General features: G+C 67.1%; 11 protein-coding genes. 6 read left to right on the plus strand and 5 right to left on the minus strand.

The features are described 5' to 3' along the window. Positions 1-2: 2 nt before the first annotated feature. The 5 genes from KY501_RS14630 to KY501_RS14650 form a co-directional block, all read right to left on the minus strand. Positions 3-1022 carry an acyl-CoA desaturase gene (locus KY501_RS14630; protein ID WP_224363549.1) on the minus strand — a complete coding sequence of 340 codons (1020 nt, stop codon included), beginning with the start codon at positions 1020-1022 and terminating at the stop codon, positions 3-5. A gap of 3316 nt (positions 1023-4338) precedes the next feature. Further along, on the minus strand, positions 4339-8775 hold the full coding sequence (locus KY501_RS14635) for an AAA-like domain-containing protein (protein ID WP_224363550.1): 4437 nt from the start codon (positions 8773-8775) through the stop codon (positions 4339-4341). Then, positions 8772-10853 carry an AAA-like domain-containing protein gene (locus tag KY501_RS14640; RefSeq protein ID WP_224363551.1) on the minus strand — a complete coding sequence of 694 codons (2082 nt, stop codon included), beginning with the start codon at positions 10851-10853 and terminating at the stop codon, positions 8772-8774. Before KY501_RS14640 ends, KY501_RS14635 begins: the two co-directional genes overlap by 4 nt. 177 nt (positions 10854-11030) lie before the next feature. Continuing rightward, positions 11031-11954 (minus strand): DUF2381 family protein, encoded by a 924-nt coding sequence (locus KY501_RS14645; protein WP_224363552.1) that lies wholly within the window; start codon positions 11952-11954, stop codon positions 11031-11033. An 84-nt stretch (positions 11955-12038) separates the two neighbouring features. Then, complete coding sequence (locus KY501_RS14650; protein ID WP_224363553.1) at positions 12039-13895, minus strand: serine/threonine protein kinase; 1857 nt, start codon at positions 13893-13895, stop codon at positions 12039-12041. A gap of 144 nt (positions 13896-14039) precedes the next feature. On the opposite strand from KY501_RS14650, the gene KY501_RS14655 reads away from it, so the two are divergent. The 6 genes from KY501_RS14655 (at position 14040) to KY501_RS14680 (ending at position 25028) form a co-directional block, all read left to right on the plus strand. Further along, positions 14040-14732: a serine/threonine-protein kinase gene (locus tag KY501_RS14655; protein ID WP_224363554.1), complete on the plus strand. Its 693-nt coding sequence runs from the start codon at positions 14040-14042 to the stop codon at positions 14730-14732. A gap of 149 nt (positions 14733-14881) precedes the next feature. Further along, the gene (locus KY501_RS14660) at positions 14882-15853 is read left to right on the plus strand and encodes a DUF2135 domain-containing protein (RefSeq protein WP_224363555.1); all 972 of its coding nucleotides are present in this window, start codon (positions 14882-14884) and stop codon (positions 15851-15853) included. A gap of 18 nt (positions 15854-15871) precedes the next feature. Then, positions 15872-16489, plus strand: a complete 618-nt coding sequence (locus KY501_RS14665; RefSeq protein WP_224363556.1) for a DUF1175 family protein — start codon at positions 15872-15874, stop codon at positions 16487-16489. Next, a complete protein-coding gene (locus KY501_RS14670; protein ID WP_224363557.1) occupies positions 16486-18111 on the plus strand; it encodes a hypothetical protein in 1626 nt (541 codons plus the stop codon). The genes KY501_RS14665 and KY501_RS14670 overlap by 4 nt, the downstream gene beginning before the upstream one ends. Beyond that, the gene (locus KY501_RS14675) at positions 18108-22814 is read left to right on the plus strand and encodes an alpha-2-macroglobulin family protein (RefSeq protein WP_224363558.1); all 4707 of its coding nucleotides are present in this window, start codon (positions 18108-18110) and stop codon (positions 22812-22814) included. Before KY501_RS14670 ends, KY501_RS14675 begins: the two co-directional genes overlap by 4 nt. Before the next feature lie 3 nt (positions 22815-22817). Further along, positions 22818-25028 (plus strand): SpoIID/LytB domain-containing protein, encoded by a 2211-nt coding sequence (locus tag KY501_RS14680; RefSeq protein ID WP_224363559.1) that lies wholly within the window; start codon positions 22818-22820, stop codon positions 25026-25028. Positions 25029-25036 lie beyond the last annotated feature (8 nt).

Genomic DNA, 25036 nt, shown 5'->3' on the forward strand with positions numbered 1-25036 from the left:
CTTCAGGGACGCACTCGCGCGGCGATGGCGTCGGGGGAGGGTCTGCGCACGTCCCAGGCGAGCCCGAGCCGTTCCAGCAGGCGGATCATCAAGCCCGAGGCATCCACCTGCCACCAACGGAAATTCGTGAAGGCCGAGCCGGGGAAGGTGTGGTGGTTGTTGTGCCACCCGGCCCCCAGCGTGAGCACCGCCATCACCGCGTTGTTGCGGCTGTCATCCCGGGAGGCCAGCGGCTGCGTCCCGATCGTGTGCGTCACCGAGTTGATGGCGAACGAGGCCTGCTGCACGAGAGAGAAACGGACGAAGCCGCCCCACACGAGCCCTCGCCACGCGCCCTCCCACGAGCCGGTGACGAGTCCTCCCACGAGGGTCGGCAGTGCGAGGCCCAGCAGCACCCAGAGCCCATAGCGCTGGTTGAGCCTCAGTAGCAGCTCATCGCGCAGCAGATCTGGAATCGTGCGGACGAGCCGGTGCTCCTGCGTCTGCTCTGCCGCGGCGAGCACGGCCTCGGGGTCGGCGCGGTGGAGCTGGAGGAAACGGCTGAAGGTCGCGACGGCAGGCGAGTCCAGGTACCAGAGGAACTGGGACCAGAAGAACCCTCGCACGCGCTGCCACAGGCCCTGCCTCCCGAGCGTGGGGGAGTGCAGATCGCCCGGCACATCCGTGTGAGCGTGGTGCCAGCGGTGAACGGCGCTCCACAACATCGCCGAGCCCTGTCCGGCCATCGAGCCGAGCACGAGGAGCAGGGTGCGAACCGTGCGCGTGGTCTCGAAGGTGCGGTGGGCGTAGTAGCGGTGGAAGCCTAGCTCGATGCCCGTCATGGTGAGCAGGTACATCCCCACGAGTAGCCCCACGTCGAGCGCGCGGATGCCCTCTCGCAGGAAGAGCCACACCCCGTAGCCGAGCCCCAGCAGGGGCAGCCCCTCGACCATGAAGAACAGCAGGGCGCGCCGCGCTCCGCCTAGACGCTCGTGTGCGTCTCGCAGGCCTGCGCCGGAGTCCTGGACGGGACGTGCTTCCACGGGTGGAAGTGCTGCCCTTCCGGCTTCTGGGAGCGCGGCGGCTTCTGGGGAGGAGAGGAGCGGGGAGGGCGGGAACTCGGCCAAAGCGGACCCATCATGGCCGAGCCGGTATCCTGATGCGAAGCCCCAGGGAGGCGCTCTTCGTGAGGAGTTGACTGGCAGAGGCCCTGCTGGCCAGGCGAATGGCGCCGGGTTGCGTCACTGTCGGGGGAGAGACATGACACCGACTTGGGAAGGCGAGCCTGGAATGGGCCTGCAGCCAAAGGAGGAGAAGTCCTCGTTGACGGTGGCGCATTGCCAGCCCTGGGGGCAGGAGTCGGCCTGGTTGGGATCACAGCTTTGGAAGCAAGTGCTCTCAGTGGGCGCGCCGACGCCGCAGACTTGTCCTGAGGGGCAGCTGTCCTGCTGAAGGGGGTTGCAGCGCGCGGCACACCAGAACACCGCTCGTCCTCTGGACAAGCGCATGTTGCAGCGCTCGCCCTGAGCACAGGGCTGCTCCGGGCACTGTCCTTGGACACTGTCGAGGCACTGGTAATCGGTGTCGTTGAGGCGCTTGCAGAGCTGCCCTGGGTTGCAGCCAGCCACGCGGCAATCGGCAAAGCAGGCACCTCCGTTGAGGCCCTGCTCACACTGGAAGCCGTCTGGGCAGCCGCCCGCATCCTGCTGTCCACAGGGAGTGCTGCACTCGCCACGGTGGCACACCAGGCCCTGCTGGCATGCGCCGGAGCGAGAGACGAAGAGCAAGTCACAGGGCTCTCCCGCCTTGCGCTCTCCGGCCTCGACACACCTGCGAATGACAGGGCCGCTGACGCCCGCGGTCACGGCGCGGCACACCCGCTGCCCTGAGCACTGCTCGTCCTGCTGGCACTCAGAGGGCAGGCATTGGGTGCGGCGTGTCTGCTGATCGGCCACGCAGCCGGAGCCAGCGGGGCAGTCGCCATCGGTCCTGCATGCGCCGCAGTTGAGCAGGCCGCCTTCGAAGGAGCAGCGCAGAGAGGCGGCCGGCAGCCCATCGGCTCCCCGCTCACTATGGACTGGGGGCAAGCTCACGCTGCTCACAGAGGCAATCTGCGGAGAGGAAGACGAGAGGTTGAGCTGTGAAGGCAGCGAAGGCATCGCGGGCAGCTCATTCATGGAGGACTGCTGCGCCTGCCAGGACTTCGCGACTCCCGCCGAAGGAAGAGAGGAGAGCGAGGGCTCTTGAGAGGAGGAGTTCTGCGCAGACTTGGAAGGAGAGGGAGTCTGGAGGGGCTGCAGAGAGGGCACATTCCCAGAGTCCTGGGCAGGGCTGTGCAGGAGCTCGCTGGAGGAAGCCACCGCCAGTACCATCGCCGCAGAGGCAACCATTGCCGTCAGCACGGGCACGATCACCTTGGTGCCTGAGGTCTCACGCCCCATCTGTGCCGGATGCTCTCTCATGAGCGGCTTGGCTTTCTTGGTTTCTCGATTTCCAGACTTATAGCGTATTCGCCATTATACAGCTCTGCCTGGAGGAAAGATCAATACTCCTTGTGGTCCATTGTCGGAGGGCTTTGCCCCGGTGTTGCGAGGGACGTGACCTCCCAGGTCATTTAGAAGACGCAGGGGTTGATGCACTGCGTCGTGTACGACGTTCCTTGGAACCGCTTCTCTTGAAGTCACCAAGAACTCTCCCGCGTCTCCACGACCCCTGAGGTTGTGCCTGGGACATCCAACCTAACACGTCCTGCCGGCTTGTTCCAGTCGCAGGGAACTCACTGTCGGGGGAGAGACATGACGCCGACCTGAGAAGGCGAGCCTGGAATGGGCCTGCAGCCAAAGGAGGAGAAGTCCTCGTTGACGGTGGCGCATTGCCAGCCCTGGGGGCAGGAGTCGGCCTGGTTGGGATCACAGCTTTGGAAGCAAGTGCTCTCAGTGGGCGCGCCGACGCCGCAGACTTGTCCTGAGGGGCAGCTGTCCTGCTGAAGGGGGTTGCAGCGCGCGGCACACCAGAACACCGCTCGTCCTCTGGACAAGCGCATGTTGCAGCGCTCGCCCTGAGCACAGGGCTGCTCCGGGCACTGTCCTTGGACACTGTCGAGGCACTGGTAATCGGTGTCGTTGAGGCGCTTGCAGAGCTGCCCTGGGTTGCAGCCAGCCACGCGGCAATCGGCAAAGCAGGCACCTCCGTTGAGGCCCTGCTCACACTGGAAGCCGTCTGGGCAGCCGCCCGCATCCTGCTGTCCACAGGGAGTGCTGCACTCGCCACGGTGGCACACCAGGCCCTGCTGGCATGCGCCGGAGCGAGAGACGAAGAGCAAGTCACAGGGCTCTCCCGCCTTGCGCTCTCCGGCCTCGACACACCTGCGAATGACAGGGCCGCTGACGCCCGCGGTCACGGCGCGGCACACCCGCTGCCCTGAGCACTGCTCGTCCTGCTGGCACTCAGAGGGCAGGCATTGGGTGCGGCGTGTCTGCTGATCGGCCACGCAGCCGGAGCCAGCGGGGCAGTCGCCATCGGTCCTGCATGCGCCGCAGTTGAGCAGGCCGCCTTCGAAGGAGCAGCGCAGAGAGGCGGCCGGCAGCCCATCAGCTCCCCGCTCACTATGGACTGGGGGCAAGCTCACGCTGCTCACGGAGGCAATCTGCGGAGAGGAAGAAGAGAGGTTGAGTTGTGCAGGCAGCGAAGGCACTGCGGGCAATGCACTCCCGGAGGACTGCGCCTGCCAGGCCTGCGCGGCTTCCGCCGAAGGAGAAGAGGAGAGCGAGGGCTCTTGAGAGGGGGCGTTCTGCGCAGGCTTTGGGGAAGGAGAGGAAGAGGGAGCCTGGAGAGGTTGCAGGGAGGGAATACTCCCAGAGTCCTGGGCAGGGCTGTGCATGAGCTCGCTGGAGGAGGCCACCGCCAGTACCATCGCCGCAGAGGCAACCACTGCCGTCAGCACAGGCACTGTCACCTTGGTGCCTGAGGTCGCGCGTACCATCAGCAGGACTCTGAGCTGTAGCAGTAGATCGTGTTCCCATCGGAACCACAGCCACAGGGATACCTGTCCTCACAGATCGCACGCTGCGCGTAGGCCGCAACACCGCCCAGCAACGCGCTCCCTATTCCCAGAATGACCAACCAATGGAGAGCCATCCGGATATTCATGTTTTCCTGACCTTGCGGAATATGGAGGTTTATTATGTTTGGCTTGAAAGATATGGTCAACTAATCTTGCAAGTATTTTCGGCCTCTCCTTTGAAGGAGTTGCCCGCCACATCTGACGGAAGGCTTGACTCACCACGTCATGTGGGTGCCCAGCGACCCAAGGGCATGGAATGGCACTGGGCCGCGAGAATTCGGCCTCGCGAGGAGGTGCTACTGCTCGTGGAGTGACACGGTTTGGCCAGACTCGTCGATCCGCAACCACAGCAGGCGTTCCCACTCGGCGATCAACTGAGCGGGATCACCCTCGACGGAGAGGCCATTCGCCATCCCACCGTCTTGGAGCTTCACGAGGTGGATGATGCTCTCTGGGGTGCTCACGGCGACCTGCAGCGTATTGCCCGTGGCATCAAGGAACCGGATGGTCTGGCCTATAGGAAGTCTGCCCGGCAATAGCTCGCTCCAGAGGGGGCGGTCTCCTCTGGACAGGTGGAGCCACTTCCAGGTTGCGGCAATGGTCTGTTCGTCATTGGGGCTGAAGGCCACTGCCCATACAAAGCTCTCATAACGCAGCGGCGGACCTGCTGCCTTTCCTGTCTCCACTCTCCACACTCGCGCTGTACGGTCCAGGCTTCCGGTCGCCACCCTCTGCCCATCCGCGCTGAAGGACACGGTCACCACGGACTGCTCATGGCGCAGCGGTGCTCCCACGGGCTGCCCCGTTTGCGCATCCCATACCTGCGCTGTGTCGTCATCACTTCCCGTCACCACCCGCTGGCCATCCGGGCTGAAAGCCACGGTCACCACATTGCCCCTGTGGCGCAGCCGCGGCCCTATCGACTGTCCCGTTTGCGCGTCCCAAACCTGCGCCGTGTCGTCATTGCTTCCTGTGACCACCCGCTGGCCGTCAGGGCTGAGGGCCACGGCTACCACATCGTCCCCATGATGCAGGAGTGGCCCTACCGGCTGCCCTGATTGCGCGTCCCACACCTGTGCGGTGTTGTCCTCGCTTCCTGTGACTACTCGCTGACCGCCTGGGCCAAAGGCCACCGCCCTGACAACCTCCTGATGGCGGAGCGGCGGCCCCACGGGTTGCCCCGTTTCCGCATTCCATACCTGCGCAGTGGTATCCCGGCTTCTGGCCACCACGACCCGCTGGCCGTCAGGGCTGATGGCAGCGGCCCTCACGAAGTTCTCTTCGCGCTGCCCCACCTGACCCGTCTGCGTGTCCCACACCCGTGCCGTGTCGTCATCACTTCCAGTCACCACTCGCTGGCCGTCGAGGCTGAAGGCCACCGCCCTCACAGCTCGCTGATGGCGCAGCAACGGCCCCAACGACTGTCCCGTCTCAGCGCTCCAGACTTGCGCCGTGGTGTCGTCACTGGCCGTCACCACGCGTTGGCCCTCGGGGCTGAAGGCCACCGCCCTCACGGCAGCCTCATGGCGCAACGGCGGCCCCACCTTCTGCCCGGTCCGCACATCCCATACCTGCGCCGTGGTGTCACCGCTTCCGGTGACGACCCGCTGGCCCTCGGGGCTGAAGGCTACCGCTCTCACGGAGCGTTTGTGGGGCAGCGGCGGCCCCACCTTCTGCCCCGTCTGTGCATCCCATATCTGCGCCGTAGTGCCTTCGCTAGCGGTCACCACCTGCTGACCATCGGGGCTGAGGGCCACGGCCATCACGAAGCGCTGATGACTCAGCGGCGGGCCCACTGGCTGACCGGTCTCCGTGCGCCACACCTGCGCTGTACCATCCAGGCTTCCCGTCACCACCCGCTGGCCGTCCGCGCTAAAGGCGACCGCCACCACATCATCCCCATGGCGGAGCGGTCCTCCCAGCTTCTGCCCCGTCCGCGCATCCCAGACCTGCGCAGTGTCATCATCACTTCCCGTCACCACACGCAGGCCATCCGTGCTGATGGCCACTGCCCTGACGGAGAGTTCATGGCGCAGCGGCTCCCCTACCGGCAACCCCGTGCGCGCGTCCCAGATCCGCGCCGAGTCTCCATCGCCTGCGGTCACCACCCGCTGGCCATCGGCGCTGACCGCCAACGCCTCGAGGTGGGGCATCCCTTCTCGTGCGGGTTCCTCTCCCGCGCGGCGTGCCGTCGCCAGCAAGCGGCGATAGTCTTCACCGATCAGCGCCATCACAGACTTCCTGCGTGCATCCGTCGGGTTGGCCCGCAGAGCCTTCAACCTCCAGAGGAGCGCTGCATCCCGAGCCTCTCTTCGCTCGGCCCCAAGGGCCTTGCGCTCCAGGAAGCGAGCCCAGGCCTCATCTGCCTGCTCCTCACGGAAGGGAAGATCGCGCAGGAGTTGGTATGTGTTCCAGGCGGGAACGTAATCCTCGGAGGCCTGCTCTAGCCGTTGCAGCAGCGAGTCTGGATAGAGCACGCAGAACCCGATGGCTAGGCTCAGCAGGATCCCAGCCACCCCGGCTGCAGTGGCGACTCTCCCAGTGCCCCAGCGTGTCTGGGGCTCGGGGGGGATGACCGCCTGGACCCAAGCATCGGTGAAGAGCTTCTGGTAGAGGGGATTACGGACCACGAGCTGCCCCTGCCTGTCCCGCTTCACGAGCCCCGTCAGCTTGAGTTGATTGTGCAGGGGGGTATTGCGATCCACCTCTTTTTTCCCCCCCCAGATGCGGCGATAGAGCTCCAGGACCGACCGCTTGTCGCCCATCCGCTGGTCGATGAACCGCTGCACCTGAGCGAAGTGGGGATCTCCGCGCAACGCCTCCAGGCTGGAAAACATCTCCGCCATGGCTTGTTCCACCTCACCGGGGGAAGTCCGCTGCTTGCGGGCCAGCTCGCTACACGCATAGAGCGTCAGGAAGGGATGCCCTCCCGTCCATCGCAGCACCTCCTTCACCAGCCGCTCCCCCGCCGATTCATCCTCTACGACGGCCTGATACAGCTTTCGCAGGTCGTCCCGCTCAGGGTCGAAGTCGCCCAGCTCTACCAGCTTGCCAATGCTATATGGCGTGGTGCGGCGGTCCTTGATGAGCTCGTTGGCTGTGGCCACCCCCAACAGGCAGAAGGTGAGGCGCGTGAAGCCCCCTTCCTGCGCGCGCTCGTTGTACATGGAGCGCAACGCCACGAAGAAGCCGTCCGCATAGGGCAGCTTGAGCGTGGCGTCGATTTCATCCAAAAAGACAACCACGGGTGCATCCAGGCGAGCCACCTCCTCCAGAAAGAACTGGAGCAGGCGCTGATTAGGCGAAGCCTCCTGTCTTGCATCCCACCAACTCCGCACATCGACGGCCGGATTCAACCGCCGCGCGATCACATGGAGGATGCGGAAGTACCATTCGTCCATCGTTGCTGGCACCGGCCCCGACGACAGCATGGCCATGTCCACCTCGGCCACCCGCACGCCCCGCTCCACCAGGCATGCCTGCGTGCGGATCACCAGGCTGGACTTCCCCATCTGCCGCGGGCATAGGACGTTGCAGTATTCTCCCCTCAGGAGATAGTCCAACAGCTCATCATCCGCGGGACGGGCGATGTAGACGTGTTGCGTGCTGTTGAGTGTCCCTCCGGCCTGCAGCTTAGGCTTTAGGGGGATGACCGCCTGGACCCAAGCATCGGTGAAGAGCTTCTGGTAGAGGGGATTACGGACCACGAGCTGCCCCTGCCTGTCCCGCTTCACGAGCCCCGTCAGCTTGAGTTGATTGTGCAGGGGGGTATTGCGATCCACCTCTTTTTTCCCCCCCCAGATGCGGCGATAGAGCTCCAGGGCCGACCGCTTGTCTTCCATCCGCTGGTCGATGAACCGCAGCACCTGCTCGAAGTGGGGCTCTACGCGCAACGCCTCCAGGCTGGAAAACATCTCCGCCATGGCTTGTTCCACCTCACCGGGGGAAGTCCGCTGTTTGCGGGCCAGCTCGCTACACGCATAGAGCGTCAGGAAGGGATGCCCTCCCGTCCATCGCAGCACCTCCTTCACCAGCCGCTCCCCCGCCGATTCATCCTCTACGACGGCCTGATACAGCTTTCGCAGGTCGTCCCGCTCAGGGTCGAAGTCGCCCAGCTCTACCAGCTTGCCAATGTTATATGGCGTGGTGCGGCGGTCCTTGATGAGCTCGTTGGCTGTGGCCACCCCCAACAGGCAGAAGGTGAGGCGCGTGAAGCCCCCTTCCTGCGCGCGCTCGTTGTACATGGAGCGCAACGCCACGAAGAAGCCGTCCGCATAGGGCAGCTTGAGCGTGGCGTCGATTTCATCCAAAAAGACAACCACGGGTGCATCCAGGCGAGCCACCTCCTCCAGAAAGAACTGGAGCAGGCGCTGATTGGGCGAAGCCTCCTGTCTTGCATCCCACCAACTCCGCACATCGACGGCCAGATTCAACTTCCGCGCTATCTCCTGGAGCATGCGGAGGTACCAGTTCTCCACCGTTGCTGGCACCGGCCCCGACGACAGCATGGCCATGTCCACCTCGGCCACCCGCACGCCCCGCTCCACTAGGCATGCCTGCGTGCGGATCATCAGGCTGGACTTCCCCATCTGCCGCGGGCATAGGACGTTGCAGTATTCTCCCCCCAGGAGATAGTCCAACAGCTCATCATCCGTGGGACGGACGATGTAGACGTGTTTCGTGCTGTTGATCGTCCCTCCGGCCTGCAGCTTAGGCTTGCTCGCATCGCTCACCGGGCCCCTCCAAATGCCCGGACATAGAGCTCACAAGATGCGCGGATGCGCCCCTCCTCACGCTGGCACAGCCCGGCGCCCGACAAGCGCTGGAAGGCGTCCTCGTCGGGAACTGTCCCGTACTCGATGATCTGCTTCATCGCCTCGAGCAGCCGTATCGTGCCTCCTTGCGTGAGCTGCTTCCGTAGCCCTCTGAGGTGGTCACGGAACGGCCCGCCATCCTCGTGAGCCTTCTGCTTCAGCTCGTCGAACTTCACCCGCCCACGCCCCGTCATCAGGTAATAGGCCACATGCATCAAGTGGGGATTGCCACCCAATAACCTGTGGAGTTCCTCCACCTGCTCCGGCTTCAAGAAGTCGCCATAGCGGCGATTGAATTCCAGGCACTCCCGCGTCCCGAAGGGTTGGAGCTTGATGGCAGAGACGACGGAGAAGGGCGAACGGTGGGCGTCGGAAATGAGGAGGTAGGGCTCGGTGGAGATGACGAGCGCAATGCCCAGGCGAGCCCAGCGGGCGAGAGCGTCCGCTGAACGCTTGTTATGCCAGTACCTGAACAAGTAGAAGAGGTCTTCCTGGTAGGGCCTCCCCAGTACCCGGTCCACCTGATCGAAGGCCAGCACCAGGGGCTCCTGCACGGCCTGGAGCACACGATCCTCGATGAAGTGGCACATCTCCTGGTGACTGCCGATCTCGGGCTTGAGTTCTGGAGGCAACTCCAGGGCCCTGAGTATCTCCGCTGCCAGGAAGTTCAGGAGCGAGGGGTAGTCCCTCAGCACCCTCTCTTCAAACATCAAGAAGTCCAGCTGGACAGTCCGCTTGCCGCTCTGGCGGCACTCCTCGAGGTAGCGCCCGAGCAGACTGCTCTTGCCCATCTGCAAGGGTGCCTTGATGACCAGCGTCTCTGCCTGCTGTTGGGCAATGCCCAGTGCTTCGTCATCGGACCGGCGAGGGATGTATGCGGGGTCGTCGGTCCGGAGTGGCCCGCCCGGTTGTCTTTGGGGGCGCGGCTCCACCCTGTCGGCAGCGGACGCGCCTCCTTGCGCCTGTGCTGGAGTCGCTCCTTCCAGGTCGTGAGTTGCGTAGTACTTCATCGGCTCTCGGAGATGAGCCGAGTCAGGGAGGAACTCATGGTGCTTCGTCCATATGAAAGGCCAGATCCGGAGCTGGAGCTTCCCGTGCGGGCCCGCATAGACGGCTCCAAAGTTGAAGCCGAAGGGGACAGGTTTCTCCTTGGGAGCAGGCACCTCGTGGAGCGCGCCAGAGGCAACATGGACGAACCTTCTCCCTCCGCTTCGCTGAGTCGACACGGATTCCAGCTCGTGAAGGTGACCACTGAGGAAGATGTCGGCTCGGCTCTCCAGCCAGAGCGCCACCTCAGCCCCATCTCCGAGCCAGCCCAAGGGGTGGTGTGCCAGAGCGATGAGAAGTTCGTCAGGGGTCGAGTCCTTGAACGCCCGGACAAGCTGGCGCCGGCCCATCCAGAGCTTGCCCTTGTCCTGATCGTCATTGGCCAGGATCGCCGTGTTCAATCCCATCAGACGCACTGGAAGCCCAGATCGGGCTGTCAAGGCATGGACCCAGCACAGGGCGTCTTGGGGCGCTCCGCTTCCAGCATGTGGATTGAGCTGCGCGGCCATCTCTCGGTAGGGCTTCATCCTGCCTGCCAGTAGCTCGCGCACGGGAGCGTCGTCGAGCACATCGTCGAGCCGCCGGGTCCCACTGCGTATCTCCTCGAGCTTCTCCACTTCCCCTGGCTCCTTGAGCCGAGGGGCATCATGATTACCTGGCACCAGGTAGATGTTGTGTGATTTGAGGTGCAATTGATCGGTCAGCCGCAGCAGCCACGATGACGCTTGCGAGTATTCCTGGCGTCCCAAGGCATCGCCGCTGAAGCCGATGTCCCCTGTAACGAGCACCGCCTCTGGCGACGGCGCCCCCCAGTCCTTTGCCTTGAGATAGTCTCGCTCGAATTGATTCAGCACCAGCTCCCGGTGAGCACGCTCGGCAGCGCTGCCATGGCCGAAGTGGATGTCCGAGAGATGGAGCCACGAGAACAGCGGCTCGTTGGAGCTTTCCATGCGATTCCCTGGGTAGGCCTATCCGACAGAACCACAATCCCATGCCAGCTTCCTGCGAACGTCAAGGTCACACCGGCTACTTCTTTCTCAGCTCACGCTGCGGAATTCTTGCCAGCGTTCGTCTTTGGCATCTCGGTGCGTGAGAGGAATCGGACGCGAAATGGGAAGCCCGCTTCCTCAAGGGAAGGTGATCCCCGAGATGATGAGGTTCCGAGTCCCATCCTCGCCCCACACCTTGAGGGTGAAGCTCCCCTGCGTTTCCTCTTCCGTTGCTTCTGCCTCGATTACCACGCGCTGTTCCTTCGACCCGAAAGTGAGGGGTGTGCTCTGCCAGGGATGCTGCACGCGCAGCGCACGGTGATCTCGGCCCACCAGTTCCGCGCTCACCGCTCGCCAGGGCTGGATGCCATCGGGAACCTCCAACCACAGAACGATGGCGACCGTGCGGGTGGAGCGATAGCTGATGGCCCGAAACACCTGGGCGAAGTTTCCGGGGCGCTTCCCGATGCTCGTGAAGATGTTCTTGTGAAGGAGCCCCCTGTCGTCCAGGAGCCCGGTGGCCAGCAGGCCAGTGAGGCCCCCGGGGCTCTCCTTCTCGGCGCGCAGCCGCTCCTGGACCTCTCGGCACTGGTGGAGCTGGGTCTCCTTCTCCTGTATCTCGTGCTGGTAGGACGCCAGCGTGCGCTTCTCGCGGTACACCTCCACGAGGGGCTCCACCTTCCCAGCGTATACTCCTAGCCGGAAGGCGATGCTCGCTGGGGCTGCACCGTCCTTGAAGCGCACTATCAACCGGAAGCGCTCTCCCGGCATCACGCCCTCTGAAGGCTCCAACCGGAGCATGGTGCTCCCCGCATCCACCAGCGTGAAGCGCTCCCGCCCGTCCAGGGTGATGCCGCCGGGGAGGAGCTCCGCACCGTGGAAGATGATCGTGGTGGATACCCCTGGGCCGATGCATAGCTCAGGCGCCTCTCCAGCGGGTTCCGCCTTCAGCTCGATGCGACGTGTTCCTGTCTCGCAGGGCAAGGCCAGGGGCTGCGCACTGGCGGTAGTGCCTACAAGCAGCGGCAGCGCTAGGAGAGCGGCGGGGAACGAGGCGAGCACGGAACAGAACCTCCTGAGTAGGGACTGGACGTAGTGTCCTGGGAGGTCGCCTCTATCATGCCTTTCCTTGTGCTTGGAGTCACCTCACTTGAAGCGATCCACCACTCTCACCGACGCAGAGTTCACGACCCTCGCCTCGTCGTCCGTCGAGACCTCTATTGGCATTCCGCGCTCGTCATCGCCGCCCAGCAACTCCAGGCAGACAGGCCACGTACGAGGGCCCTTGTACTCTTGCGCTAGGGTGAAGCGCCCGTACACGCGCTCCGCGCCGATGAGGAGCCGCCCTTTGAGGGTGGAGCCCGCAGGAATCCCCTCGAAGGGCCCGTTCACGAGCCTCAAGGTCGCTTCCCCCTCCTTGACGAACACCCGGTCGAGACCTTGAGCTGGGTTGAGTAGCGCAAAGTGCACGTCGCCAACGTGGATGTTCAACCCGGCCATGGCCTCGAGGGCGCCACGAGGGCACTCCTCAGGAGCGTTGGGACGCAGCTGAGGCGCCGCGGCGGGGGTGCAGCCCAGGGTGGCGCAGACGGCGCCCGTGGCCACCTTCTTGCCCACGGGGCCCAGGCCCGGGGAGCGGGGTTTCTGCCGGGAGGGCATGGCGGGAGTGTCGCGTGTCTTCATGGCGGAGGCATCCTCGGGAGGCACCGCGAGAGGGGCGGCGGCCGCAGAGGTGGGCTCCGGCTCGGACGGAGCTGCGGCCCGCGAAGCTTCCGGCTCCTGTCCAGCAGGCGCTACTTCCTGACCAGTACCCGGCTTCACCTGGTGGGCATCAACAGGCTGAGCCTCGGGCTCGCGTGGAACGCGCTCCCTCCGGGAAAGAAGGAAGAGGCACAGGCAGACGACCACCCCCAGCGCACCGGCCCAGAGCGCCGCCCGCCCCAGGGCATGGAACGCCACGGGCCGCAGAGGCACGGCGGCCCCCGCACCGGAGCTGGAGGGCGCCAGGGCCAGCGGCGCGGCGGGCTCTCCTACGCCGGGGTTGGGCTCGGGCGGAGGAGGAGGCGCGCGAGGCAGGTTCCTGCCCATCATGAAACGGCCCACCTCCTGGAGCCGCACCGCCCAGCGCGCATCCGCCGCGGCCAGCTGCTCCGTCAGCTCCTGGCACAGCACTACCGCCCCCGCGACTCGCTCCTCGGGGCGCTTGGCCAGCAGGCGCAGACACAGCTGGCTCAACTCCACGGGCACGCGCGGGTTGCGCACGTGCGGAGGCACCGGCGGAGTGTGGAGGATGGCGGCCACCCCGTCCTCCTCCCGGTCGAGGTAGAAGGGGCGCTGGCCTGTCAGCAACCCGTAGAGCACCACGCCCAGCGCGTACACGTCATCCAAGGGGCCGGGCCGGTAGTGCGCTCGCGGATCCGCCTCGTGCTCCTCGGCGAAGCGCCATGCCTCCGGGGCCCGGTAGTCCGGCGTGCCCGGCGGCAGCACCGCCACCGTGACGGTAGGCGCCCGTGCGAAGTAGCCCGCGCCGAAGTCAATGAGCACCGCCTCCCCGTCCGCCTCGCGCACCAGGATGTTGGCCTCCTTCACATCCCGGTGGACGACCCCTTCCGCATGCGCCACCGCCAACGCCCGGGCCACGCCCAGCACCTTGCCCGCGACTTCCCGTGCGTCCGGATTCCACTCGTGCGCCCAGTGGTCCAGCGCCTGTCCCGGGATGAACTCCAGCTTGAGCACCAGGAACTCGGAGGACTCCTCGGGCCAGAGGCAACTCCCCCAGAGTCGTACGATGTTCGAGTGCCTCAAGCGTAGGAGAATCTCCTGCTCGCGCTGGGCCCAACCTCCGGCGCGTGCCAGGGCCATGAACTTGAGCGCGTACAGCATGCCAGCGGGATCACGGGCGCGGTACACGGCACCAAAGCCCCCCATATCCACCAGTCCCTCCACGGTGCAGCCCAACAGCTCCAGCCCCGGAGCCACCTTCGGTAGAGGGGGCAGCCTCATGGCGAGCCCTTCAGGCGAGAGCGCCGCCGGGGCATGTGGGCGCTGGGAGAGTGGGCCGCTGGCATGGACACGCCTTCAGGTTGTTGACATACTACCCATCAGGTCAGCCACCAGCAACCCTCCCCAACAGGACTGCTCACTTCCATGACTGACATGCTTGCTCCGGGCACTTGCGTCCATGGTTGGAAGGTCATTCGGCACCTCCGAGAGGGCCGCCACGGTGCGTTCTACGCGGTAGAGCGTGACGGGCAGCCCTTCGTCTTGAAGTGGCTGGGCTCCTCCCAGAAGAGTGGTTTCTTCGAGCCACCCGAGGTGCTCGCCGAGCGTGAGGTCACCTGCCTGAAGTTGCTGCGAGGCCCGCACGTCGCCGCTCTGGAAGCACAGGGGCGCTGGCCGGAGGAAGAGGGCGGTTCCTTCCTGGTCCTTCAAGCCGTGGAAGGGATGACGCTGACCCAGTGGTACCACCAGTACGGGCCCACGGCCCGGGACATGCTTCACGTGTTCCTGGGCATCACCTCGGCACTCTGCGAGATGCACCGCAAGGGCGTGCGCTATCCCAGCATCTCCAGCGGAGACATCACGGTCCGCAAGGGGCGCCTCGAGTCCGTCCTCACCGACATCGGCGGAGCCTTCCCGGGCTGGGGAGCGCTCACCAGCGACGAGATCGGCGAGGATCTCCATGCCGTGGGGGTGATGCTCTACCAGGCGCTCACGCGCAAGAACCCGGGGCCCTACGCACCGCCGCCCCACGTCGTCAATCCGCGAGTGCCTCGGGAGCTGAGTGAGGTCGCCATGAGGCTGTTGGCCCCGGGGCCCACTCCGATTTCGTGGATGTGAGCCACGCTGAAAGTGGTTCGTGCCACAAGTATGTCGTCCATGCATCGGGGGAGGACTGGCAGGCGGCTTGAAATGAGGAGCCTGGGTGCCGCAGTCTGTCGCCCCGTGGGCTTTGCCCACGGTCTCCTACCCTGACAGGACGAGCCCCGATGCTGCCTGTACTCCTGGCCCTCTTTCTGACCCAGACGCCGCACCCGAACCCTCGCCAGCAGGGCGTTCCCATCGGCAAGGGCACGAAGCTGGCCAAGGTCGCCCTCACCGCTCCCTCCGGTGGCTGGACGGTGGACCGGATGATGCTCGTGGAGGGGACGCTCAGCGACACCACCATTGATCCGGTGGTCGTCTCCATCAATGGAGACCGCTACCTGATGCGCACCTACAACGGGCGCTTCAGCCGCAAGTTCCCGGCGGCCAGCGGCAAGAACATCGTCACGGTGATGGCCACCAACCAGGCCGGCACGGCGCAGGCGCAGGTGACGACGTACGCGCAGATTCCGCCCGTGCCGCTCAAGGCCATCCTCACCAGCGACACCGAGGGCGTGTACACGGACCTGCACGTCTACGAGCCCACCGACAGCAGCGTCACCAAGGGGGCGAATGGGCTGGAGCTGGAGGGCGCGAAGATGGCGCACGTGTACTGGGCCAACACGGCCAGCCCCAGCGGTGGCACCTTCTTCCTCAACGAGCAGGGCGGCGACTTCGACCAGCCCGCCTATGGCCCCTACCTCTATGTTCACCGGGCGCCCCCCAAGGGCATCTACCTGATCGCCACCAACTACTGGCCGAGCGGTGACAAGGCCCACACGGTGGCCACGCTGAACGTGTCGCTGTTCGAGGGCACGCCCGGCGAGGTTCGCCGCATGGTGCGTATCCCCCTGGCCACGCCGGGCACCACGCGCGTGCTGGCGTGGATCAACATCCTCGGGAACAACCAGGCCGAGGTGTACGTGCCCACGGCCGATCCCAAGCCCACCGGCCCCACGTGGCCCAAGAACCTCGATGACGCCGCGAAGAAGGTCTCCTCGGGCAACGAGGGTGAGGGCGACGAGGGCGGCTATGAAGGAGAGGGCGACAGCTATGGGGGAGAGGGCGAGGGCGAGAACTCCGAGGGTGGGGACTGACGCCGTCTGAGGCCCTCGATGCTCGCTCTGTTGCTCACCGTGGCGCTCGTTGCCTCCACGCCTCCGGCCGCCGCCGCGCCTGAGACGCTCTCCGCGTCCGGGAATCGCGAGGCTCGGGACGTGCTGCTGCGCCGGGAGCTGGGGCAGGTGGCGCTGGCGCAGATCGAAAAGTTCGATCCGGCTTGGCACCCGGACCAGCGGGACTGCGCGGGGCTGGTGCGCTTCGCCTATCGCAGTGCGCACAAGCGTTTCTACCCGGAGCGGCTCGCGCGGCCCCTGTGGCTCGATGTGCAGGGACGGCCCTCGGAGTTCGCGGACGCGGAGACGCTGCTCACGCGCAGCTTCGTGCCGCTGGGCCGCGATGAGGCCACCGCCGAGTCCCTGCGCACCGGAGATCTGGTCGCGTTCCGCCAGGAGCACGATTCGGGCCCCGTTTTCCATTTGATGCTGGTGGTGCGCCCGGAGGACAAGGCGCACGCCCCGGCGCGCGTCGTCTATCACCCGGGCGAGAAGGGCGCCGCCGTCCGCACGGGCGTGCTGCACCGGCTCGTCACCGAGGCGCCGCTGGAGTGGCGCCCCGTGCCCCAGAACACTGCCTTCCTCGGTTTCTTCCGCTTCAAGGAGTGGATGCCATGAGTTCATCCGAAAACCCGCCGGGCGCGCCTCCGCCCACGGATAAAACGCCAACGCCGGCCTCACCGCCGCCCGGCGGTGGTGCCTCCAAGGCGATCCTCGTGGCGATCGTCACCGTGCTGGTGACCGGCGCGGTCGTGGGTGCCTTCGTGCTTGGCCGCCGAAGCGGGAGTTCGGGTTCGAGCGGCTCGGAGGGAGCGGGCCCCAGTGGGCCGGGCACTCCCAGCGCGGGCGCGACGGTGGAGGGCATGCCTCCGCCTCCGCCTCCCAAGCCGCTGAGTGTCTCCAGCGAGGGGCAGCCCGCGGTCTGGGTGGACGTGTACTCCCCGGCCAAGGTGCGCGGTGCGCTCGTGCAGAACCGGTGGCTCCAGGAGCAGCTGAAGAAGCCGCTCGGCCAGGGCTTCGCCAGCTCGTGGGCGGCCTTCTTCGGCTCCACGGGTGAGGACCTGAAGGCCTCCTTCAAGGGCGCGGTGTTCGACGTGGTGGCCGGGCAGTTGCTTGACTCGCCGTTCCGCGCGCTGTGGTTCGTGGGCGGCAGCGACACCAACGCTCCGGCCTTCATCATCCCCAGCCCCAGCGGCAGTGCCGTCACCGCCTACGAGAGCATGGACCAGGTGACCAGCCGTGGCGGCTTCACTGCGGCCTCGTGCCCGGAGGGTGCCACCGTCAAGGCGCCCGAGGGGGGCTTCAAGATTTCACGCTGGCTCGTCGGCGAGCAGTCGCTGTACGCCGGGCGCGCCTCGGATCGGCTCGTGGTGGCGAGGCAGCCGTCCATGGTCCTGCGCGGCCTGTGCGTGGAGCTGACGAAGCTGGAGGCGCCCTCGGGTGTGGACCTGGAGCTGGGCTTCGACAACGAGGTGCTTGGGCGTGAGATGGCGTTCCTTTCGCACGCGCTGGGGCTGGCCAATGGGACCCGGCTGCAGTTCGCCGCCGACGGCAACAAGCTGGTGGCGCGCGGCATCGCCGGTCCGCTGAAGGAGCAGGTGCGGCTGGATGCGCAGCCGCTCTCGGAGGATTTGCTGAAGCTGGTGCCCGCGGACACGCCGGTGTTGATCGCGCTCCAGTTGAAGCTGCCCGAGTCGCTCGAGGGCTCGAAGGTCGGCGCGTACTGGAAGGGCGAGGACGCGGGCCAGGTGCGCACGCGGCAGATCGCGTTCGTATGGACGCCGCGCGGGGATGCGGACCTGGGCCACGAGTTCGCCATCCTCTGGGGCCGGACGGAGGACGCGGCCGCGCTGAAGACCATGTTCAACGGTGGCAACGGGCTGGTGCAGGCCACGCTGTGCAAGCACCAGGTGCTGGCCTCCGCGCCGGACGTGTTGCAGCGGCTGCAGAAGGCCTGCGAGGGCCAGAGCCCCAACCTGATCAACGCGGCGGGGCCGGTGGTGAAGGGCCTGCGAGAGCCGGGCTCGGTGACGATTGGCGTGAACACGGGCCCCCTGCTCAGCCACTTGCTGGCGGACGGGTACTGGTCCGAGCAGCAGCTGGGGAAGAACAAGCCGGTGCCGAGCTCGGCGCCGCCGGAGATCGAAGCCGCTCGGCGTGATCTCGAGACACTGCCGTATGTGGGCCTGCGCGGCACGGTGCAGGGCAATTCGCTGGTTCCGGGAGGGTTTGGTTCATGAGGTACTCCTCGCGCATTTCCCTGTTGGCCGCGCTGACGCTGGCCGGCGTGGCTGCGGCCAAGCCGCTCTACATCACCGTGCCTCGGGCCTATGGCACCGACGAGCCGGTGGCGGTGGACGTGGCCTTCAACAGCAAGGGCCCCGTGGAGCTGCGGGTGCTCAAGCCGGACAACCTGGAGGCCTTCATCCAGGCGCAGGGCGACATGCGCCGGGCCTACGAGGAGCCGCCCGTGCTGAAGAACCCGGGCCGCGCGCTCAGCCGGGGTCTCAACGCGGTGAAGGTGCCCAGCACGTACCTGCTGTATTCCTTCAGCACGGAGTTCCGCGAGGCTGTCTCCGAGTCGCTGCCGAAGCGCGGCCCCGAGGACACGCCGCCCACGCTGAACAAGATGGCCGAGGGCCCGGACAAGCTCATTGGCGTGCCTCCTGGCTTCACCGTGGCGCGCAGCCAGTGGCTGAACCTGGACCTGGGCGGTGGCGGCGTGGACTTCAGCGTCCCGGGCTTCGCCACGTACGGCAGCAGTGGCTTCCAGGAGCGCCGGGTGATGTTGGCGCCGCTGCCTGCGGGCACGTACGTGCTCCAGTTGGTGCAGGGCAAGGTGGAGGGCCAGGTGGTGCTGGTCGTCACGGACCTCACCGTGCAGCTCAAGCAGACGGACGGACAGGTGCTGGTGCGCGTGGCGGGGCGGGATCAGCAGCCGCGCGCCGGAGCGCAGGTGCAGGTGTTCCTGCCGACGGGCAAGGGCCCCGCGGGCAAGACGGACGACAAGGGCGAGGTGACGTTGGCCGTGACGGAGCCGCGCCTGCTGGCCACCGCGACGGTGGAGAAGGACACGGCGCTGGTGGACACGGACTTCTACTCGTCGCTCGCGGTGGCGCCGGACGTCTTCATCTACAGCGATCGGCCCATCTACAAGCCGGGAGATACGGTGAAGTTCCGCGGCGTGCTGCGCCAGCCGGACACCTTCCTCGCGCGGATGTTCACGCCTCGGAAGAAGGAGGTGCTGGTGAAGCTGGAGTCGGCCGAGGGCCGCGAAGTGTCCACGCGCGTTGGGGTGGACGAGTTCGGCAGCTTCCACGGCGAGATGAACGTGCCGGAGGACCTGGGCACGGGCGTGCTGCGCATCAACGCCTCGGTGGACGACCAGTCCCACCAGTCGGAGGCGCGCGTGCAGGACTATGTGAAGCCCACCTTCTATGTGGAGATGACGCCGGAGAAGGAGAACATCGTCCCCGGCCAGACGCTGAAGGCCACGGTGCGGGCGCGGCGCTACGCGGGTGGCGCCCCCGATGGCGCGAAGTACGAGGTGTTCCTCTATCGCTCGCTGCTGGATGCTCCGGCGTGGGTGGATGACGCGGGCAAGGGAGGGGCGGGCAGCGCGGTGACGTACGGCACGGCCTCCACCACCGAGGGCAAGCTCAGCGTGCCGGAGCGGCTCTACTCCACGGTGGCCGAGCGCGGCGCGGAGGGCGATTCGTGGGAGAGCGCGACGAAGTTCGACGAGAACGGCGAGGCCGTCATCGAGATCAACGTGCCCGCGCTGCAGCCGGGCGAGGAGCGCCTGCCGTACCGCTACACGCTCACGGTGCGCGCGCGGGATGATCAGGGGACGTTCGCCAACGCGAGCGCTTCCTTCTTCCTGTCGGACGTGGAGGTGTTCGGCGCGGGGAGTTTCTCGGACGCGGTGGTGAAGAAGGGCGGCGAGGCCACGCTGGCCGTGCGCGCCACGACGCTGTCCGGCAAGCCCTACGGCGTCACGCAGGCCGAGGTGGAGTTCGTGCTGCGCAAGGCGGACGGCAGCGAGAAGAGCCTGGGCAAGCGCTCGGTCACCACGGGGGCGGATGGCGTCGCCCGCGAGAAGGTGCCCACGGGCGATGTGGGCACGGTGCTGGCGCGGCTCACGGTGAAGGACAAGAACGGCAAGGCATGGACGGGCGAGCAGTCCATGCTGGTGATCGGCGGCAATGACGAGCCGGTGGCGCGGGTGGCCAACCTGACGCTGGCCTCACTCTCGGGCACGCTGTCTCCGGGGGACACGGCGCAGTTGGTGGGCCTGCTGCCCGATGGCTGGGGACCGAGCGGCAAGGACTCGGGGCCGGTGTGGATCACCTATACGGGCGCGGGCCTGTTCGGCACGAAGCTGGTGAAGCAGGACGGCCGCACGCTGGTGCATTCCTTCCCGGTGGAGGAGCGCTTCGGCAGCGCGGTGTACGTGTCCGTGGCGTACCCGACGGCCTCGGGCCGCTGGGAGGAGCGCACGGTGGCCTACCGCATCGTCCCGGCTGAGCGCACCCTCTCGGTGAAGCTGGAGCCCCGCCGTGCCGAGGCCACTCCGCTCACCGAGCAGGTGATCGACGTCCGGGTGACGGACAAGGACGGCAACGGTGTGGTGTCGCAGCTCTCGGTGGGCGTGGTGGACAAGGCCGTCTACGCCGTCCAGACGGAGTTCCGCCCGAAGGTGCTGGACTTCTTCTACCCGCCAGCGCGCAACAACGTGTCCAACTTCTACTCGGCCGAGTTCCAGGGCTATGGCTACGGCGAGGCGCTGGCGCGCAAGATGGCGGGGCTGCCGGATCACGCGTTCGCCTCCATCAAGCCGCCCACGCGCAAGGCGAAGGATGAGGAGCGGGATACGGCCTTCTGGCAGCCGAACGTGGTGACGGACCGGGACGGTCGCGCCACGGTGCGCTTCAAGCTGCCGTCCAACCAGACGCTGTGGGTGGTGACGGCGGTGGCGGCGGACACCTCGGGTCGCTTCGGCGAGGGCACGGCGGAGTTCGCCACGCGCGGCGGCCTCAACCTGTACGCGGCGCTGCCGCAGTTCCTCCGCGCGGGGGACGAGGCGCTTGCCTCGGTGCGCCTGTCGGCGGGAGCGGCCTCCAAGGGCAGCCAGGTGCTGGACGTGAAGCTCGCCTCCGCAGGTGTGCTCCAGGCCAACCAGACGCAGGAGAAGGTAGAACTGGGCGAGGGTGGTGAGAAGGTCATTCCCCTGCCGATCAAGGCCACGGCTGCGGGCTTCGCCGAGCTGGCGGTGGACGTCACGGGCGGCAAGGATCCTTTGAAGGATCGGCGTGCGCTGCCGGTGCGGCCCGCGGCCCTGGAGGAGCCCGTGAAGGTATCCGTGTGGGGTGGCGGCGAGCTGTCGCTGCAGGCGGCGAACACGGCCTCGGTGGCGGATGTGGAGCTGGTGCTCCAGCCGTCGCTGGTGGACGCGGCGCTCACCAACGTGCGCGAGCTGCTCACCTATCCGTATGGATGCCTGGAGCAGCTTGTCTCCACCACAGTGCCCAACGTGGCGCTCTACCAGACGCTCAAGAAGGTGGACGCTCTGGGCAAGCTGGATCCGGAGAGCCAGGCGCTGCTGGCCGAGGCGCGCAGCCGCTCGGTGCAGGGTACGGCTCGCATCCTCTCTCTGGCGGTGAAGGGCGGTGGCTTCACGTGGTTCGGCGGCTACAGCACGCCGGATGTGGCGATGACGCTCATCGCCCTGGACGGCCTGGCCTACGCCTCGGAGGCGGGCCTGGTGGACGCGAATGACGGCCGGCTCACGGAGGCCGCGCGCTGGCTGGAGGCGCAGGAGAACCTGCCCTTCGAGTACGACGCGACGCGCGCCTACGTGCTCTCGCGGCTGTACGGCGAGCGGCAGGCGGCGCGGGTGCGTGCCCTGATCGACCGCGCGACGCCGGGAGACCTGTACCCGTTGGCGCTCTCGGTGCTGGCCGCGGAGAAGGCAGGAGTGATGAAGGAGCCCGCGTTGCAGGCCCGCGTGGACTCGCTGGTGACGGCGAGCAACGAGGGCTTCGTGAAGCTGGCGAGCCTGAAGACGTCTCCCGAGTCCGAGGCCTTCTTCCACTACCCGCTGAGGCGCGTGGGCCTCACCGCGCTGCTCGCGCACGCGGCCTCCTTCGGGAAGCTGGACGTGGACAAGGCGCGCCGGCAGCTGCTGGAGCTGCTCAGTCAGTCGGATCTCTCCACCTTCGATCGGAGCACCGCGCTGCTGCACTCGCTGTGGCTCATCGAGCGGGATGCCAAGGCCTTCAAGAAGTTGCCGCCGCCGGAGGTGAAGGGCGCCAAGGGCACGGTGAGCTTCGCGCCGCGAGGCATGGGGCTGGTGGCCACGCTCGAGCCGGGGACGCGCTCGGTGAACGTGGGCTCCTTCGATGGCGTGGCCACGCTGCGCGCGAAGGCCCTGACGCCGTTGGCGGACGTGCAGCCGAGGGCCGACGGCATGAGCATCGAGCGCCGGTATTACGTGCTGCGCCCCGAGGGTAAGGTGGCGCTGGCGGCCGGTGAGCAGGTGGCTCAGGGCGAGGAGGTGTTCGTCGAGCTGACCCTCGATGCGCGCGGCGACAACAAGGCGCGCTCGGCGTACTACGTGGTGGAGGACGCGGTGCCGGCGGGCTTCGTGCCGCTCATCGAGGACAAGGAGTACCGGGGCGCGCCGTACTCGCTGAACCTGGCGCCCGAGGCCCTCAAGCGGCGCGTGCTCAGCCCGGAGCGGGCGACGTTCTTCTTCGAGGAGCCGACGTGGTGGAGCGACAGCCCGCGTTCGGTGGGCTACGTGATGCGGGCCCAGTTCGCGGGCACGTTTACCGCGCCGCCGGCCTCCATCGAGGACATGTACGTGGCGAGCCTCCGCGGGCGGACGAAGTCGGACGTGTTGGCGGTGAAGCCCTCGGAGAAGTCGCGAGGCGACTGGTAGCGCATGGGGTGGGCCGCGGTGACGGCCGCGCTCCTGGCGGCCACCCCGATGTTCCTCACGCAGGGCGACGTCACGCCCGAGGCCGCCCTGCGTGCCGAGGCCGAGGCTTCCTGGAAGGAGCTGGAGGCGAGGTACGCGGCCGAGGCTGGAGGGCTCCCCACGCAGCCACCGGCGCCCATCCGCCTGCAGCGGGGCATGGGCCTGCCTCCGGAGCGCAATGCCCAGAGCCGGCCCGGCCTGGTGGAGCTGCGGCAGAACACGCCGGGAGTGCTGGAGGATCGGCTCCGCGTCGCCCTGAAGCACGAGCTGGCGCACCAACTGCTGTGGTGGGCTTGTCCTGCTGCCTCGGAGGATCGGCTCTTCCATGAGGCCTTCGCGCTGGTGGTGAGCGGCGAGCTGCCCGAGTGGAGGGACGGCCCCTATCAATCGCTCAGCGTGTCGGCGGCGGAGCTGGCCCGCTCGCCCTCGGTGGACACGCCTCGGGCACGCAGGGCGCTGGCGCGCATCCTCGGGGAGGACCGAGGCTTTCCCCAGGCGCTCTCTCGCAGGCTGAGGCAGTGCCAGGATGGGGCGCGGTGGGCAGTGCCGCTCTCCATTGATGAACTGGCGGATGTGACGGTGAAGGCCGCTACGAACGCCACGGTGGTGGTGAGCCGCCACTCGGGAGAGGTGCTGTTCTCCGAGGGAGACGTGCAGCGCGCGGTGCCCTATGGCTCCACGTTGAAGCCCTTCGTGCTCGCGGGGAGCTCTCAGCCGCCGCTGCTGACGCCACGCTCAGGCATCCAGGAGTGGGCATGCGGCCAGGGCTTGCCAAGGCAGGTGGACGGGCGCACGGCGCTGCTGCGCTCATGCAACGGGTACTTCCTGGACTGGGAGGCGAAGGGAGGGGCGGCGCCGGACTTCGGTCCTTGGGGCGCGGTGCTGTCCGCGGTGGGGCTCACGGGAAAGCCAGCGGACATGGCGGATGCCATCGGCTTGCGCTCCACGCTGGCGCTCTCGCCGTGGGGCATGGCGCAGGCGTACCGGCTGCTGGCGGAGGCCCACCCGGAGCTCATCGAGTGGATGAAGGACAACGCCGCGAGGGGAACGCTGTCGGACCTCCCAGCTTCGCCGGCGTATACGGGCGTAGCGACGAAGACAGGCACGGTGCGAGACGCGGCGAGCCGGCCCCAGTATGGGTGGATCGTCGCGGTGGACGCGGACCTCGTCGCGGTGGCGATGCGGCCGGGGAAGATGCCGCGCAGCTTCGCCGACGAGATGCCCCAGGTGCTGGCTCGGGTGCGCCAGCGTCCGGGCCTGGACGCGGCGCGGGTGCAGGTCCTCGGCCTGGCCTCCTCCGGGGACGTCGAGGCGGCCTGTCAGGGAGTGGGCTTTGCGATCAACCAGGGCCAGCCGCGCGCCGTGCCCCAGGGCTTCTCGAGGATGCGAGAGATGGTGGCGGGCGGCCCAGCGGTCTGCCTGGGCAGTCCATGGCGGGTGCGCGTGCCGGGGCTGCCCTCACAGGGGCGCGACTACGCGGGAATCTTCACCTGGTCCTCCCCGCCGCCGTACCGGCCTCCGCTGGGCGTGCCGACCACCGAGCGTGAGCGCAATGCGCGCCGGGGCTCGGATTTCCTCTTCCGCACCACGCGCCTCCAGTACACGGCGGGAGTGGTGGCCTCGGAGGACGCTTCGCTCAAGGGAGAGGCGCGCGTGGCGCTGGCGCGGGTGGTGGCGCACAACGAGCGGCACGCCGAGAGCCGTCACGGGGGTCGCCCCATCTGTGACACGACGCACTGCCAGGCCTTCCTCGGCACGGTGCGAGTGCAGCCGGAGGAAGAGAAGGCGCTGGGCCTGCCGGAGTTGCGCTGGAAGGAGTGGCTGCTCTTCTCACAAGGGGGACAGGAGCCCTGGAGGGAGGTGCGTCCCCGGGCAAAGGTAGAGGCTCTGCTGGGGCCGGGGCTCGCGGCACTGCGCTTCGACATGGGGCGCGTCTTCTTCGTCAAGGCACAGCAGGAAGCAGGCGCCACCTACGACACCACCGAGTCCCTGCCGTGCGAACTGCTGCGCTCGGGACTGAAGCTGCCGGCGTGTCCGCGCACAGCTTCCTTCGACGGGCCGGACATCCTCTTCGAGGGCCGAGGCCGGGGCCACGGCGAGGGGCTGGACGTGGAATCCGCGAAGGCGAGCGGCCTGCGCAGCGACGAGATCCTTGAGCGCGCCTACGCGCGATGAGAGCTATA

This window comes from Hyalangium versicolor (assembly GCF_020103695.1).
Lineage (GTDB): Bacteria > Myxococcota > Myxococcia > Myxococcales > Myxococcaceae > Hyalangium > Hyalangium versicolor.